We start from the raw sequence: 14,651 nt of genomic DNA on the forward strand, positions 1-14,651 counted from the left end.
CCTGACAAGACTCGGTTTACACATCGAAGACGGGGGGTGTGTTTCGAGAGCCTTCCTCTGAAGATGTAGTCCTACTTGTGGAACTCTCTTAGCTGGGCGTTGACCACCGACTGAAGGATGTCTTCTTGATCGGCAATCGCTCCCAGGCGAGTGTCGTCGACGATCCGATTCATCATTGCTTCCGGTTCGCCCGTGAACGTGAATTCCATATACATCCCCCCACCACGTCCTCGACTTTTTCGAGCCGTGGAGATGAGACCATAAGTGGAGAGTTCTTTGACGTATTTGACGTAAGTCTCCCGTGTCATCTGGTCAGCATCAATCTCGTCGGTAACCCATTGATAGACTTTAAACCCGACTGGACTCGGTACCGAACTTCCGGACAAATTGGAAAGGTAGGCAACTGAGGCGGTCGCGTACAGGGAGATCTTTTTCTGGGTCGTCAGTCCCTCAATCAGCTTCAGCGAACGATCCTTGTCGATTTCTTCTTGGGATTCACGAACGTGCTCTTCGCGGACTTTCTCATCATCACGTTCGTCCGCGAGATCACCGGCACCACGGAATAGGTCGATAGCCTTTCGTGCGTCTCCGTGGCTTTGGGCTGCGAATGCCGATACGAGTGGTAGCACGTCGTCGGTTAAGGCGTTGGGCCGGAAGGCATCGCGCCGGTTCTCGAGTATCTGTCGGAGTTGGTTCGCGTCATAATCAGGGAAGTAGACGTCCCGAGGATTGAACGAACTCTCGGCACGACCATCGATATCTTCCATGAATTTAGGGTCATTCGTTAGTGCCGCGACCGATACTTGACCCTCAATTTCGTTCGTGTTACTCGCTCGCGACAGTTGATAGAGCAGTTTCGAGTAGGCAGGCTCTTCATTCGTTCGTCGACCGACTAGGAGGTCGATTTCGTCCAAGATGAAAATAACTGAGTCGTAGTGCTCATTGATGAGTTCGTACAAGCGTCGATACTTGCGCTTCGTCGACACCCCGGTTTCCGGGACACCGACTTCTGCGTCGACATCGTTTGCGACGGTTTGGACGAGCTCAAAGACGGCTTGATCGAGGGTGTTGATCGGTTGGCAGTTAATATTGACAACGCCGAAACGTTCACCCTTGGATTGGCAGAGATCGACAATCTGTTGCGTGACTGCGCCGATGATGAGAGATTTACCTGTCCCGGCAGGACCGTAGAGAAGCATATTCGGAGGACGATTTCCCTGGAGTGTGGGTTTTAGATACGAGACGACAGCCTCGAGTTGATCATCACGGCCGACGATCCGCTCCTCGTCGATAATCGCTAGTTGTCCACTCTGGCTCAGGACTCCAGCAGCTGATACGTAGTACTGAGTGAAGCGGGTGAATCAGGTCCCTGATTCATCCGCTGTCCGGATACGCACCTGATGAACCTTCCACAACTCAAGCAGGTGCTTACAGATCCGGACGAGTTCATTACGAATAGCCAACTCAAGACTCTTGCTCTGGAGGTGCTTGAGTTGATTCCGATGCCAGGAATCGAGGGCTCGCCCCTCGATTCCGGCGATATCATGGAAGTCGTGCTCCGTGCAGCTGTCGGGACAACCTCGGTCAACGGCGTCACGACCAACACAGACGAGACACCCAACAGAGAACCTGTCATGGACTGGCTCCATACTCTCGACAAAGAGCCGATGCTGGACGCTGTCAACGATATTCTCGCGACAATGGCAATGGCGGTTCTCGACCGGTCGCGGTCGAGAACCGTCTGTATCGACTTCATGGACAACCCGTTTCACGGGCACCCAGCGGACGAAGACGAGTTCAGGCGAATGCAAGCGCGTGATGGCACGACGAAGTGCCATCGGTACTGCACGGCGTTCGTGCTCGCGCAGGGAAAGCCGCTGACGCTGGCGGTTGAACCGGTTGCTGGCGACGATAGCGCAGCCGACGCGGTCGAGCGCGTGCTCGCCCGCGTCGAACTATATTCGTTCGAGCTCGACCAGATTCTCATGGATCGAGCAGCCTACGTCGGCGAGGTGATTGGCGTGCTCCGGGCGACAGCGCCGCCAGTCTTCCCGGTCAAGACCGGGAAAGACTCGCTCCGGAAGAAACTTTCAGCGACAGCGTCGTACATGACCGAAGAGACGATCTGTGAAGGCAAAGAGCACGAACAGACGTTTCCGCTGGCGGTGAACGTGACCTACCAGAACGGTGATCGCGGGAAGTCAGGACTCAAACAGACTGGATACGCGGCGTACGGTCTGGAAGACCGCACGCCGCGGCAAGTGGCACGGATCTACAACAACCGCTCACGGATCGAGAAGAGCTACGAGAAGTTCAGGGAAGCGCGGGCCCTTACGACGACGCCATCGACGACAATTCGGCTCTTCTACGTGGGTGTAGGGTTCCTGTTAGAGCAGTTGTGGCTGGTGGTGCAGTGGGCAGTGCTCGCCCGGCCACGGCGTGGCGGGCGAGCACTCCCGGTAGAGTTCACGTTCAGTGATGCGTTTCTCCATGGGATCGAACGGGTGTTGGACGACGAGCTCGGCTGGAAGACCAAGCATCGGACGAACGGGGAAGGACTGCCACCAGGATACGAGCACGGACTCGGGTGAGCCGCCTCGCTTCGGTCGAAGCGAGGCTGGCGGGGAGCAACAGCTGTCTTCTGAGAGCGGTTTGAGCGATGGCCACAGCGGCAAGTAACCAGATCTTTGACTCATCTTCCAGTCTCCGTAGTGCCAAAAGTGTCCTTCGTCTCATTTCGGCGTTCTCACCATATCAGACCAGCCTCTTGCTGCCGCCGCTATCGAGAGAGTGGACAACTAGCGATAATTGTGTCTGGCTCGACGAGGTCTCGATTGACAAAAACCGATGTTTCTCCCTCGTCATCCAGCATATCCCGGATCGATCGCTGAGTATTGCCTTCCGACACTGCTCGGTCTTGCTCGGACTCCAAGTCTTCGGCATCAGTTTCTACACCGGCTTCTACGTGTTCTGCGTCAGTTCCAGAATGAGATTCCTCTTTGAGGGTAGATTGGTCCGCTCCATCCTGATCACTACCGGCCATACGCTTGCTGTACGCCGAGGCGTTAAAAAGATTCACCTCCTTCGATGTTTATCCGTTCCGTCTGGTCAATCTATCCACCGTATTCGGCTGATCTATTGCCTCTGTGCTGTAACCGACACCGAAGTATATCTAACGGAGGGCCCCCCGTTATCGATGTGTAATGGGAACTTCCACGCTCTCCTGTGATTTTCATATCTGTCAGTCGATACAATCGATTTTCCCTCCCCTTTGTCGAAGTGTAAGCGGTACGGACGACACCCCGGCATCGAAGTGTAATCTGGTAGCCTCACCCCCCATCACCGATGTGAAAAACGGCATTCGGTTGTTACGCCTTATCATCCAGTTACTAGTTTACACTTCGAATACGGGGGGTGGATCGTAGCTAGACTCTAACGGAGTCTTTCTAATCGTCCGGGTTGACAGGCCCCTTGTACTTCGAACGGACCGTATCGCCGTCTCTCCACTGCCAGTAGTAGTAGCGATTGTCGTTGATTTCCTTGATCGTGATGGTCGCCTTCGCCGGCACGTCGTCCGGAAGGCTATCGGGGCACTCCTCGACGTTGGCGTCGTCTGCTTCCTCCTTGAGACGAGCTTCACGCTCCTTGTGTTCGGCCAACGCCTCGGCGTAGCTGGCAGCGTCCCGAAGATGCTCCGGTGTGGCTTCGTTGAGGGCGTCGACGATCTCCATCGGGAGGTTTGCCGGTGGGGACGGTGGTTCGTAGGACATCGACTCTCTCCGTGTTAACCAACACGGATTCTCAATCCATAGTTTTGTTGGTTAATCAGGTTCAGTCCGTATCAGCCGGGAGGCGGCCGTCTGGTCGAGGAACGCGGCCCCGTTTGATTTCGTGGTCGATGCGACGCAGATGCTTGCAGCCACCTTCAGGTGAGCGCTGCTGCCAGTCCGGACAGGTACACGAGTTGTCTACGACGTCGACTTCGTACCTGTTGCCGGACGCGGACTGCACCTCGTAGCGGCCACCTTTCGAGAGGAGCGAGATGTCCATCGTTTCGGCGACGGCACGCTTCGTGCGGGGCTCGAGATCGTCCTTCGACTGTGTGTTCTCGTCGACGACCAGTCGGTCCCGAACGTCGCCCGTTCGGCCCCCGTCGGGAGCGACGGCTTCTACAGGGCCACTGAGCCGCTCGTGGAGCACTTCCTCCACCGGATGGCCTTCCGGCCACAGGTAGTGGACTTCGTGACGCTCGCGATGATCGTAGGAGCCACAGGCTGCGGCGTTCCCAGCCCACACGCGCCACGCGCCGAGCGCCGCCATCACGTCGACGATTACGCGCGGGACGATTTCGTACTCGTCAGGGTAGAAAATCCGGAAGCGAGTACACGCCTCCTGCGGCGGAACCGTCTCCCACCACTCGACGTCGTCGTCCCAGCTGTTGCACATCGCCTTGTCCTCTCCGTAGCCGACAGTCACGCCGCCAATCTGCGGTATCTCCACCGATGTTTCGTCAGCATCGTCTTCGAGCAGCCGAAGGACGGCGTACCGAAGATACTCGTGTTCCGGATGGTCCGAAGATTGGGCGACCTGATCGTGGTGCTCTGCGACTCGCTCTGCCTCGTCGAGAACGGTCGTTAGCTGAATGCAGGCGTTAAGCCCCCGTCCTCAAGGAGCAACGCAGGGCGAAGCCTGAGTAGCGTTAACGAGACGTTTCGCGTCTCGTCCGCACACCTGGACGCGACGCGTTCTGGGGACGCTTTAGGTCGGAGATACAGTGCCGTCATACACTGTTGCAGGCCCACAGGCCTACGCCCACCGAAGCTATTACACGTGTGACGTGCATAGCGTGCATTACGGTGAAACGGAAGACAATCACCATTCGTGAGGATCAAAACGAGTGGATTGAGGATCAGCACCTCAACCTCTCGTCGTTCGTCCGTGAGAAATTAGACGAAGTAATCGAAGAACGCGAGTAGCCCTATGTACTACGCCTACAAGTATCGCCTTGAGCCGTCCGACGCCCACCGCGAGGAGTTAGACCGCCACCGCGATATCTGTAGGCAAGTCTACAACCACTTCCGCAAGCGACTCGGCGAGTACCGCGAGAACCACGGCGAACTGCCGTCGATGACCACCCTGCGGTCGGAACTTCCCGACCTCAAAGAGTGGTGGGACGACCTCTCAGATGTGTACTCGCGGACACTCCAAGTCGTTGTGGAACGGCTGTTCGACAACCTCAAGGGACTCTCCAAGCTCAAAGAGAACGGCTACGGCGTCGGCCAGCTCAAATGGAAGCCGCCACGGGAGTACCGCAGTTTCACCTATAGCCAGTGTGGCTTCGAGCTCGACAAGAAGGGCGGTCACGCTGTGCTCTCCCTCTCCAAAATCGGCGATATCCCGATACGGCTCCACCGAAACATCCCTGACGACGCCCAACTCAAGCAGGTCACGGTCAAGAAAGAGCCGACGGGTAAGTGGTTCGCTACCTTCGGCGTCGAAGTTGACCGCGAACCACCTGAGAAACCCGACGAACTCACCGATGTAGTGGGTATAGACGTAGGGATTCTGAAGTACGCCCACGATACCGACGGTCACGCCGTTGAGTCGCTCAACCTCTCCGACGAGCGCAAACGCTTGGAACGAGAGCAACGAAAGCTCTCACGGAAGCAACACGGCTCTGCCAACTACGAGAGGCAACGTCGACGCGTTGCGGAGTGTTATGCGGACCTTCGACGCAAGCGCCGTGACTTCTTGCACAAGCTCTCGAACTACTACGCTCGGGAGTACGACCTTGTGGCGGTCGAAGATTTGAACGTGAAGGGAATGATGGAATCCCCGTCGAACAGCCGCAACACCGCGTCGGCGGCGTGGCGGACGTTCCTCTCGTTGCTCGAATACAAGTGCGAGCGCGAAGGGACGCATTTCGTGGCGGTCAACCCGAGAGGGACGACCAAGGAGTGTGCGTCCTGTGGTGTCTCGACGGAGAAGCCGTTGTGGGTCCGTGAACATTCCTGTCCTGCCTGCGGGTTTGAGGTAGACAGAGACGCGAACGCGGCGTGGAACATCCTATCTCGCGGTTTGCAAGACGTAGGAATGGGATACTCCGAATCAACGCCTGTGGAGACTGCGCTCCCTACGGGAACCACTTCGGTTCCTGCAAAGCGCGTCGTGGAAGCAGGAAGCCCTACCCTCAAGAACCGAGCTGCGTCAGCGGCGAGTGAGTAGGGCAGTTCACATATCGGTCGGTCATAGGTCGGTGGAGACAGGAGTGCGCCTCCGCCCTTCGGCGGGCGCTGATAAACTTAACCAACGAATAGCGATCAGTCGTATCCTCTGTTGGTTAATCCATCTCAGCTCGAATGCTGAGCCGGATCGGATTACCGGAGCCAAGGAAAGTATATCTGTATCAAGATAACTTCATAGGGAATACGGGGGACTAGACTAATACTGTTAGATGCGATACCGATAACTAGCGATGATGGAGTATGTCGACGAGACCGCGGCGAAGATCATGGTCGCGGCCCAGCCGGGCGACTCGATCCGTCGGATCGCCCAGAAGATCGACGGCTCCTACTCGTGGGTCTACGACTGGATCGAGCGGTTGGAGGACGCAGGCTTCATCCGGCGTGAGGACGGCGTCTACATCGAGAAGTACGCTGTCAGGGATCGCTACTACGATCTCGTCGCGGCCATCTCTCGCGCTGTTCCCCCTTCGATCGACGACGGCTACGTCATTCCACACTTCGCCGGGATGCCCTTTGCGTACACGAAAATCGACGGCGTCTACGTCTGGACCCACGGCGGCTATCAGATCGCCCGCGGCCACGACGACTATCCGATCTTCATCCAGGTCGCCGACCAGGACGTCGAACGGTGGACGGCGTTCTTCGATGAGTTCGGGATTCCGAGCCGGATCGAAGAGCGGCCGGATGCAACCGACTACGATGCGACTGTCTCGTACGTGTTGTTCCCGAGGAGTGGGGACATCACTCGCGAGTGGGTTGACGGCAATCCGGTCATTCCGTTGGATGAGGCAATCGAGCACATGTTGGAGTACCGGGTGAACTACGAGCCGGCGTTGGAGATGATCGCCGACGAGTACGACCGCGATATCGACGCGTCCCACGAGGATCCGCGTCTCAATGCATGAGCCTCGGTGAACGCGAAGACGAACTACTGGATACGCTGGAGGCAGTCATTTCCTGTGGGTCACGAGCGGCTTACTGGGCCGTGAGGCGTTCGTAGAATGCTCTGGGCTCGACAATATCGATCCCCTGGAACGAATCGAGATCGAGCAGGTGGCGGTCGCCGGAGACGATGTAGTCGACATTCCCGGCTACGGCAGCTTCGAGAAACTTGTCGTCATCGGGATCGTCGTCGACCGCCGTGATCTCTTCGTCCGGGTCGACGAACTCCGCGAAGTAGCGGATCGTTTCGACCTCCTCCTGGACGTCTTCCTCGTCCATCTGGAACTTCTCTGGGTATTTGAGCAGGGTGTCTCGAAATTCTGTGAGTGTCGCGACGGAGACGACGATCTGATACTCGCTGCTAAACCCCTTGACGACGATTTCGTGGGGGACACCCGTAGAGATGACACTCGAAATGAAGACATTCGTGTCGAGAACGGCTCTCATTCATCGGCGCCCCGCGCTTCGTGGACCAGCTCGTTGACCTCGTCTATCGACAGATCGACCGTTTCAGCACGCTCCTCGACACGCTGCTGGAACTCCTTGACGGAGGGGAGCTCAAGTTTCTTCAGCACGAGGCCGTAGTCCGTTGGAACGACCATCAGTTTCGTCCCCTGTTCGAGGCCGAACTGTTTGCGTAGCCGACTTGGGATGGTGATCTGCCCCTTTGATGTCACCGTCGCGACTTCCGGGTCGTCAGTACTCATGAGTGACTCTACGTAAGAATTCCTTACCCATCGTCTTGAACCCACCGGTCAGGTCGAGGCCACTGCGTCTTCCGCTTGTCGTCTGCTTCCTTGTTAAGAATCAGCGCTCGGGACCGTAGACAAGTGCTGAGCGGCTTTCGTAGCCCCACTCCCGGTACTCGAACCACCGTTGGACCTTCGCACTGTCGGCACTCTTCTGGCCGACGACGACCTCGTCGTTCGGGCACTCTGGACAGCGGAGCTCCGACTGGGGGCGCTTTTCGAGTTCGTCCCGAAGCGCCGTGGCGTCCTTCGTCGCGAAGCCGCGCGACCACACGGGTAGCTCTCGACGAGAATCCCGGCCCGCCACGTGTGGATGTGCGAATCTGGTGCTCGGTGCAGGACTGCTTGAGCGTCGATCTCTGTATGTCGGTACGCCAGGGTCGGTGTACGGCTCTCTCGCGTCCAATTTGTGAGTCGTGTCATAGTTACTCCTCGAAGAGACAGCGAGCGGCCGCATCGTCGCCGGCGAGTATCTGTTGGTCCTCGGCCGTATCAGCGAAGAGCGTGGGCTGATCGCCTTCTTCTGAGTGCTCGACTTCGGGCCGATCGTCGACGCCGAACTCGCTCGCCTCGGGTCGGCCAAGTCGTGAATCGCGGTCGCGGTGATCCACGTCAGCGCCGAAGTCCTCGAGTGATGTCTCGATGCTCGTTTCGGTCACTTCGAGCTGGCCATCATCACCGAACGCGGTCTGTCGTTGAATCTCGATTTTAGGTCGGTCATCTCATTCGAGTCTCCACCCACCGAGGCCCTGACAAACTGCCCCTAGCTGTCGCGTCAGCCGTCCTGTGAGCGGATTTCACTGGCCTGATCTTCGAGCCGGCGGAGGACCTGGACGCGCTGCTGATTCGCGTTCTCGTAGGCGACGCACGCTCGCAGCGTCTCCATGTCGTGAATCGTCACAATGCCGGCGTTGATGAGTCGGGTATTCGGGGATTCGAGCCGTTGTTCTGGTGAAAGCTTGCTTGTGTTAAACGATTGACTGTCAGGATTGCCCACTGATGATCGCCTCCGCTCCTGTTGAGGCGCGGATAAACAGCGTCGGTTCGCTCTGGCCGCTTTATTTCTTAGCGGCAGCCACGCACAGAAAGCGGATGCGGGGTCGTCGTGGCTACAGTAGAGCCACAGTACACGAGCCAGCAATGCTCGAAGTGTGGCTGTATCTTGGAGGAAAACCGGGATGGTCAACACTTCGAGTGCTTGGACTGTTCCTATCAGGCAAATGCAGACTACAACGCGGCGAAGAACGTGGCGCGAAAACTCGCGCGAAAACTCTAGCGAGGGCAGAAGTCCCCCGCTGGAGGGGCGTTCTGTCAGTACGCCCTGAAGTCGGGGATGATGACCGTGAACGCGACTGACGTGGCGTCCGACACCCCAGTGTCGGCAGAACGGGAGTCCACCGAAAAGCCCACGACTTCAGTCGTGAGTCACTGACTGCGGTCTTCTTGGCTCATTCAGGTTGGCTCCCGGCGATAATTCACATCGGTGTCGACCTGGTCGTACATCCGGTCGAGCATGTCGAGTGCGGACTCGAAGGTTGCGTAGTATTCGTTTGCGAACGCAACAGCGTCCTGAAGCGGAATGACGGGTCGTCCGTCGACCATCTCAGCCTCGATCTCTGCCCGTGGCTCGAGGACAACCTGAATAGCGCCGTCGAGACCGTCGGCAGGTTGGCGGTCCTCCGCAGTGGGGATCCCAAATCGGTCGAAGAACGCTGTCCAGGCGTCAAAATCTGACTCGTGGACGGCGATGAACAGCGGATAATCATCCGGCTCGCGAGCGACTTGATAGCCACCGCGAGTCCAGACGTAGACTGCATCGATAGCGGTGAATGCGTAGTCCATGCCAGCGAACTGCGGAAGGACGTACGCCTCCGGGATTGACGGCGGCGAGGTAGCCGCTGCTGCGGCCAGGAACTCGAGCCCGACATCCCGAATCGTCTGATCAAGGAACTGGAGACCATCATCATACACGACGTAGCCGGCCTCCTCGAGACGGTTCACGACGCGCCGAATCGTCTCCCGGTTCTCGTCGATCTTCCGCGCGACGCCGGAGATGGAATCGCCTGGATCGAGCGCGAGGAGGACCTTGAATTCCTTCTCACCGCACACCTCATACATTCTATAGCTACACAAATTTGTGTAACAGACAAAAGTATTATTCTTTGTGTGGGTCTGCTGGCTGGATCTGGCGAGCGTCCTCAGTAACCCCCGACTGCCGAGATCATCGCCCGGCTCACTCCTCACCTCGATCTTCTGAGTATAGATTGGGGTCGACAGCGTCTGAAACCTCTGTTTGGAACTTGGTGAACTTATGGGTAAGAAACAGGACGTTAGTCGTGGGAGAAGTCACGGGATACGGACGATCTCTCGGAGGTCGAACAGGTTGAGGTCGTCGCGCTCGGCGACTGCTTCGCGGACGGCTTGGGTCGCACCACTCCGCGTGAACAACGCGTATTCGATGTCGACGTCTCCACCGTCTCGTGGCGTCCATCGAACCGCTTCGGCGTGTTCTTCCAGCGATGCGAGCGCGCTGTAGTCCATAGGCGCGTTCGTGAATTTGCACTCCCCAACGACCATCGTTGCCTCGTCAGCGAATCCGACGACGTCGATCTCGTGGTCCTTGTACCACCAGCGCCCGATATCGAGGAAGAGCTTGTCCGGGTAGAGATCCGGGAGAGCGTCCTGGCAGAGCGTCTCGAATGCCGTACTGACGAAGTCTGCGAGTTCTGGTTCGATGAGTGCTTCGTAGGCGTCTTCGCCGAGTCGCTCGTAGCGGTCTTCGTTCCCGTAGACGAACCGGAACCAGAACCGGAACAACGGGTCGAGGAGTCGATACCGACCGCGGCGAGATTTCGCCTTCTGCTCCGTGAGCGGAACCTCCCGCTCGATGAGCCGTAATCGCTCGAGTTTCTGCGTGTACGTAGAAATCTGCTTCCCGTCGATCCCGATCGCTTGCGCAATCTCGTTCGATGTCGTCTTCCCCGCAGCGATCGCGGTGAGGATCGCGAAATACCGATTGGGGTCAGTCAACTCGGTACGGAGAACGTACTCGGGTTCGTTGTGGAGATACCCTCGCTGTGAGAGCACTTCCTCAGTGAGCACTGTTCCGAGATCCCGACTCAGGTCCACTCCGTCGAGGTAGTACGGGACACCGCCGACGATCCCCCACGCGAACACGCGTTCTTCGGGCGTGTAAGTGTCTGGGAGGAACTCTTGGGCGGCGGCAAAGTCTAGAGGCCGGAGGTCCAGCTTCACGGTGGCGCGGCCGTAGAGCGGACTATTCCCGAGGAGAGCAGCCTCCTCCATCATACTGATCGATGAGCCGACGAGCACGAGCGTTCCGGACGTCTGCTGGAAGTGCTGATCCCAGAGACGCTGGATGACGGAAGGAAGACTCCCGTCGGCGTCGATGAGGTAGGGGAATTCGTCTAAGACGACGACCGCGTTCTGGTCACCGAGATATGTGAGGAGTGCCTCCCAGTTCTGCTTGATATTCGTGATGCCAGGGAACGTCTCGGCGGCGACGTCGACGAACTCGTCGAGCTGGAACTGTGTCGTCGTCTCGGTCGCCTGGTAGACGACAGCGTCGTCCCGATCCCGAAGTGAGTGTTGCACGAGTTGGGTCTTGCCGAGACGGCGCCGGCCATAGATAACCGCCAGTTCCCCCCGATCGGAGTCGTAGCACTCTCGCAGTCGCGAGAGTTCCTCGTCCCGGTCCACGAAACGCTCCATAGGCACCCGTCGTCCTCCACCAGTAAAACACTCTCGAATAGACTAATTTTGAATTGGCTATTTCAAAATTGGCTAAGATCAGATAGGTGATGGACTGTCTCAGCCCTCGTTTCGTTTGCTCGGATAGTGGACGATTTTGCGCAACGAGAGAAAATCGCGATATGTCGGATCCTGTGGGTACAAGCCTTCGCTGCTTGGTTAAAATCGATTAACGAAACACGAGGCTGGCGGGCGCAGAAAACTTAACCAACAGGGCGGAAGAAATTCATTACCACGTTGGTTAAATGGGTGAGGACGGGGATTCGTCCTCCAGAACGTCGATGAGTTCCTCTGCCGTTCGACTAATCCGGCCGAGGCGCTCGCGAAAGACCTCGGGGCCGTCCGACTCCCACGCAGCGAGGTAGAACGCTGACCCGCTCGTGTCGAGCCCGCAGTAGCGCCCGACGACGTAGGCGACGGCTTCAGCCTCGACTTCGCGTTTCGCCCGCTCGGTGTCGTCGTCGACGTCGAAGTGGAGCAAGGCGTGCGCGTACTCGTGGATCAGCGTCCGCGCAAGGTCGGCCTCGTTTGCCCGATCACGCACCTCGACACGCGGTTGCATATCGACGAGACTCAGCTGCTCGCAGATGCCTTTCGCCTCGCCGTGGGTCCACTCCGCTTCCGGAACGATTCGTACCGTCACATCGAGGTCGTCGGCAGCGGCAGTCAACTGTTCGACGAGGTCGCCGGCGTCCCCGGTCGCTTCCGTGTCCAGGTCGGGAAGTGATTCCCCCTCGGTCTGGGAGACATCGAACACCGGCGCAGGCTTGAATCCCACGAGGCCCTCGGACCACTCCTCGGGCGGCGTCTCGTCGTAGTCACAGTCACTGTCCTCGTGGTAGCTCGGCGAGTTCTCGCACTCCGGGCAGCGTTTCGTGATGATCGGCGCCCAGATCCAGATGGCCGACTCGCCTTCCGCGACGTGGCGGTTGAACTCCTCCTGCCACGTCCGGTAGCCCGCCACGCGGGTTGCCTCGGGACACTGCCGCTTGATGAGGAGCGCGTTCCGATACGAGTAGTCGTGGAAGCGACTCTGAACGTCAAGCCACTCCTGGAATTCCGCGCTGGCCTGTGCGTCGTCGACGCCGGCGACGAGGTCGTCGATCCACTGTTCGATCGTGCTGTGCATCTCGTCGGATCGCGTGTCGGTCTGGTCGAAGGAGACCGACGAATCACTGGTCGTAGCCATTGTGTTCACCGAATCAATGTCACGGCGACTGCGTCTGTTCAGACCGCGCCGCACCCCTCAGGGGCGTCCAAAAAACCGAGTCTGTCGGTTAGCGGAGTTCGTGGCGTTCGTCAGCGAAGCCGACCGTAACGAGGTAGTCGCAAAACTCGTCGAATTGCTCGACGTCGCTCGGCGTGTCGATCGCAAGGTGACGCGTCCATTCGATGGCCCACTGGAAGGCGGGATCTGAACCCCCCTTCCCGTGTAGATACCACCAGCGAGCCGCTTTGAGAACCACTATGGGATTTGTCGGCGGATGGTCGCCGGCAAGTCCCCGGGTGATCGATTCGATTTCATCGGGGACCTCAGTGGGATCGACCTCACCTGATTGTGTGTTGGCGATATCGACTGGGATGTCGTCGATCGAGACGTTGTCAACGCTCTGTTGTTGACTCATAATAAATCACCTCTGAGAGCTTTCGAAGGAGCCCTCGCCCTCTCTGGGGGCACGAAAAACAGGTCGCGAAGTCACGCCGGCGGGAGGTAGACGCTCTGCTCGCCGGCGATCTCCTCCAGGTTGTTCCGGTGACGGTGGCTGAAGTAGCACCCGTAGCTACAGTATCCACAGATTGCGCCGATATCGTATTCGGCGACGTACGGGCCGCGGTGAGTTCGCCAGACGTTCGTCCCGCACTCGGTACAGGCAGCGTCCTCGAGATCGGCAGGACTCGGACCCTCGTACTCGACGTTGAGCCCCTCGTTTTGCGGTGTCGTTTCGGGCCAGATTCCGTGGGCCCTCCAAAACTCACGGACGCGAGCGAGGCTGTGGCGCACCGTCTTTCGCACGGTGACGTGGTCGGCGTCGCGACCGCTGTCGTCCCAGCCGTCGGCCGTCCAGAACTCACCGAACTGCGCGCCGCGATGCAGCCCGTTCCAGTCGACGCCGACGATGTCGGCTGGTGGCTCGTCCGTGAGTGTCGGTCGGGTCAACTGTCGAATGGCGTCGAGCTGCTTGGGCGGACTCCCGCCGAGGATGTGGACGCGCCGCCCTCTCCAATCGGCAGGGTCGGAGAACTCGTGGGCCAGGCGGTCGGCGTATCCTCGTGAATACCCGAGGACGAGGGTCTCGGGAATCGCGTCGATCACCGCCCTGACTTCGGAACGACGATGAGATCGGCCTCGGGGTAGCTCGCTTGGATCTCGCGAGCGGCAACGACGTGGGCGTCGGCGTCAGCTGGTTCGTAGATGTCACCGATGTCACCGACCTGTGGCTCGTGCTCGAAGAACCGATCGACGAATCGTTCCAGGTCGGGATTGCGGAAGTCGTTATCGAGCATCCCCACAGGAATCTCGAGGTTCAGGTACTGGTCTGCCTGAAGACTATGCTGCTGGCTCTTCACGGGTCACTCTGGAGGACGGGATTCATCGCTGCGTCCACTGCGAAACGAGCGGCGTTGACGAGACGTACACCTACTGTCCGAACTGCGGGGCGATCGCCTGCGGCAGCCACAGCAAGACCGAACGGCTCGAAGGGGATCCGGTCTGTACAGGTTGTGCGGTGACCGAACGGTTCGCGCTGAAGATGAAGTACTTCTACGACGAGGAGAACCTCGAGGCGTTCCGAGAGGAGTACGCCGAGATGTCACTCCACGAGAAGGCAATGGAGAACAAGCAGCTGGCTGGCGGGAGCGTGGTTGCGACGCTGCTGCTTGTCGTCGGACTACTCGTGATCGGCGGTATCATCTAACCCGTCGCAATTTTCCGCTGGGCTTCTGG

General features: G+C 58.5%; 13 protein-coding genes and 5 pseudogenes. 5 read left to right on the forward strand and 13 right to left on the reverse strand.

The annotated features are described in order from the left end of the window. Nucleotides 1-71 precede the first annotated feature (71 nt). A pseudogene (locus NATPE_RS18765) lies at nucleotides 72-1,295 on the reverse strand (orc1/cdc6 family replication initiation protein); the annotation flags it as partial. Between the two features lie 105 nt (nucleotides 1,296-1,400). Here NATPE_RS18765 and NATPE_RS18770 point away from each other — a divergent pair. Next, nucleotides 1,401-2,591 (forward strand): ISH3 family transposase, encoded by a 1,191-nt coding sequence (locus NATPE_RS18770; RefSeq protein ID WP_006181000.1) that lies wholly within the window; start codon nucleotides 1,401-1,403, stop codon nucleotides 2,589-2,591. Between the two features lie 855 nt (nucleotides 2,592-3,446). On the opposite strand, the gene NATPE_RS18775 is transcribed toward NATPE_RS18770, so the two are convergent. Together NATPE_RS18775 and NATPE_RS18780 are read right to left on the reverse strand one after the other, a co-directional pair. After that, on the reverse strand, nucleotides 3,447-3,770 hold the full coding sequence (locus NATPE_RS18775; RefSeq protein WP_015310255.1) for a hypothetical protein: 324 nt from the start codon (nucleotides 3,768-3,770) through the stop codon (nucleotides 3,447-3,449). A 61-nt stretch (nucleotides 3,771-3,831) separates the two neighbouring features. After that, on the reverse strand, nucleotides 3,832-4,500 hold the full coding sequence (locus NATPE_RS18780; RefSeq protein WP_006181002.1) for an SWIM zinc finger family protein: 669 nt from the start codon (nucleotides 4,498-4,500) through the stop codon (nucleotides 3,832-3,834). Nucleotides 4,501-4,980: 480 nt separating this feature from the next. Here NATPE_RS18780 and NATPE_RS18785 point away from each other — a divergent pair, with 480 nt between their 5' ends. Together NATPE_RS18785 and NATPE_RS18790 are read left to right on the forward strand one after the other, a co-directional pair. Further along, nucleotides 4,981-6,225, forward strand: coding sequence for an RNA-guided endonuclease InsQ/TnpB family protein (locus tag NATPE_RS18785; protein ID WP_006181004.1), 1,245 nt, complete (start codon nucleotides 4,981-4,983; stop codon nucleotides 6,223-6,225). A gap of 253 nt (nucleotides 6,226-6,478) precedes the next feature. Further along, nucleotides 6,479-7,150, forward strand: a complete 672-nt coding sequence (locus NATPE_RS18790; RefSeq protein ID WP_015310257.1) for a helix-turn-helix domain-containing protein — start codon at nucleotides 6,479-6,481, stop codon at nucleotides 7,148-7,150. A gap of 70 nt (nucleotides 7,151-7,220) precedes the next feature. Here NATPE_RS18790 and NATPE_RS18795 read toward each other — a convergent pair whose 3' ends face one another. The 5 genes and pseudogenes from NATPE_RS18795 to NATPE_RS18815 form a co-directional block, all read right to left on the reverse strand. Beyond that, nucleotides 7,221-7,634, reverse strand: a complete 414-nt coding sequence (locus NATPE_RS18795; protein WP_006181006.1) for a putative toxin-antitoxin system toxin component, PIN family — start codon at nucleotides 7,632-7,634, stop codon at nucleotides 7,221-7,223. Next, a complete protein-coding gene (locus tag NATPE_RS18800; RefSeq protein WP_006181008.1) occupies nucleotides 7,631-7,894 on the reverse strand; it encodes an AbrB/MazE/SpoVT family DNA-binding domain-containing protein in 264 nt (87 codons plus the stop codon). The genes NATPE_RS18795 and NATPE_RS18800 overlap by 4 nt, the downstream gene beginning before the upstream one ends. 100 nt (nucleotides 7,895-7,994) lie before the next feature. Beyond that, nucleotides 7,995-8,359 (reverse strand): annotated as a pseudogene (locus NATPE_RS18805) (DUF7568 family protein). A 2-nt stretch (nucleotides 8,360-8,361) separates the two neighbouring features. Further along, a complete protein-coding gene (locus tag NATPE_RS18810; protein WP_049804884.1) occupies nucleotides 8,362-8,643 on the reverse strand; it encodes a hypothetical protein in 282 nt (93 codons plus the stop codon). Between the two features lie 68 nt (nucleotides 8,644-8,711). Continuing rightward, nucleotides 8,712-8,933 carry a hypothetical protein gene (locus NATPE_RS18815; RefSeq protein WP_006181011.1) on the reverse strand — a complete coding sequence of 74 codons (222 nt, stop codon included), beginning with the start codon at nucleotides 8,931-8,933 and terminating at the stop codon, nucleotides 8,712-8,714. A 99-nt stretch (nucleotides 8,934-9,032) separates the two neighbouring features. On the opposite strand from NATPE_RS18815, the pseudogene NATPE_RS21630 reads away from it, so the two are divergent. Then, nucleotides 9,033-9,368: pseudogene (locus tag NATPE_RS21630) on the forward strand (zinc ribbon domain-containing protein); the annotation flags it as partial. A 20-nt stretch (nucleotides 9,369-9,388) separates the two neighbouring features. Here the strand turns inward: NATPE_RS21630 and NATPE_RS18820 are convergent. From NATPE_RS18820 to NATPE_RS18840, 5 genes and pseudogenes are all read right to left on the reverse strand, one after another. Continuing rightward, nucleotides 9,389-10,054, reverse strand: coding sequence for a helix-turn-helix domain-containing protein (locus tag NATPE_RS18820; RefSeq protein WP_006181012.1), 666 nt, complete (start codon nucleotides 10,052-10,054; stop codon nucleotides 9,389-9,391). Between the two features lie 228 nt (nucleotides 10,055-10,282). After that, on the reverse strand, nucleotides 10,283-11,668 hold the full coding sequence (locus NATPE_RS18825) for an ATP-binding protein (RefSeq protein ID WP_006181013.1): 1,386 nt from the start codon (nucleotides 11,666-11,668) through the stop codon (nucleotides 10,283-10,285). 280 nt (nucleotides 11,669-11,948) lie between these two features. Next, the gene (locus NATPE_RS18830; RefSeq protein ID WP_006181014.1) at nucleotides 11,949-12,896 is read right to left on the reverse strand and encodes an ArdC-like ssDNA-binding domain-containing protein; all 948 of its coding nucleotides are present in this window, start codon (nucleotides 12,894-12,896) and stop codon (nucleotides 11,949-11,951) included. An 88-nt stretch (nucleotides 12,897-12,984) separates the two neighbouring features. Beyond that, nucleotides 12,985-13,332, reverse strand: a complete 348-nt coding sequence (locus NATPE_RS18835) for a hypothetical protein (protein WP_006181015.1) — start codon at nucleotides 13,330-13,332, stop codon at nucleotides 12,985-12,987. A gap of 71 nt (nucleotides 13,333-13,403) precedes the next feature. Continuing rightward, nucleotides 13,404-14,251: pseudogene (locus NATPE_RS18840) on the reverse strand (DUF6610 family protein); the annotation flags it as partial. On the opposite strand from NATPE_RS18840, the pseudogene NATPE_RS18845 reads away from it, so the two are divergent. Beyond that, a pseudogene (locus NATPE_RS18845) lies at nucleotides 14,251-14,622 on the forward strand (restriction endonuclease); the annotation flags it as partial. The pseudogenes NATPE_RS18840 and NATPE_RS18845 overlap by 1 nt on opposite strands. Between the last annotated feature and the right edge of the window lie 29 nt (nucleotides 14,623-14,651).

This window comes from Natrinema pellirubrum DSM 15624, from assembly GCF_000230735.2.
In the GTDB taxonomy this organism is placed as follows: Archaea; Halobacteriota; Halobacteria; order Halobacteriales; family Natrialbaceae; genus Natrinema; species Natrinema pellirubrum.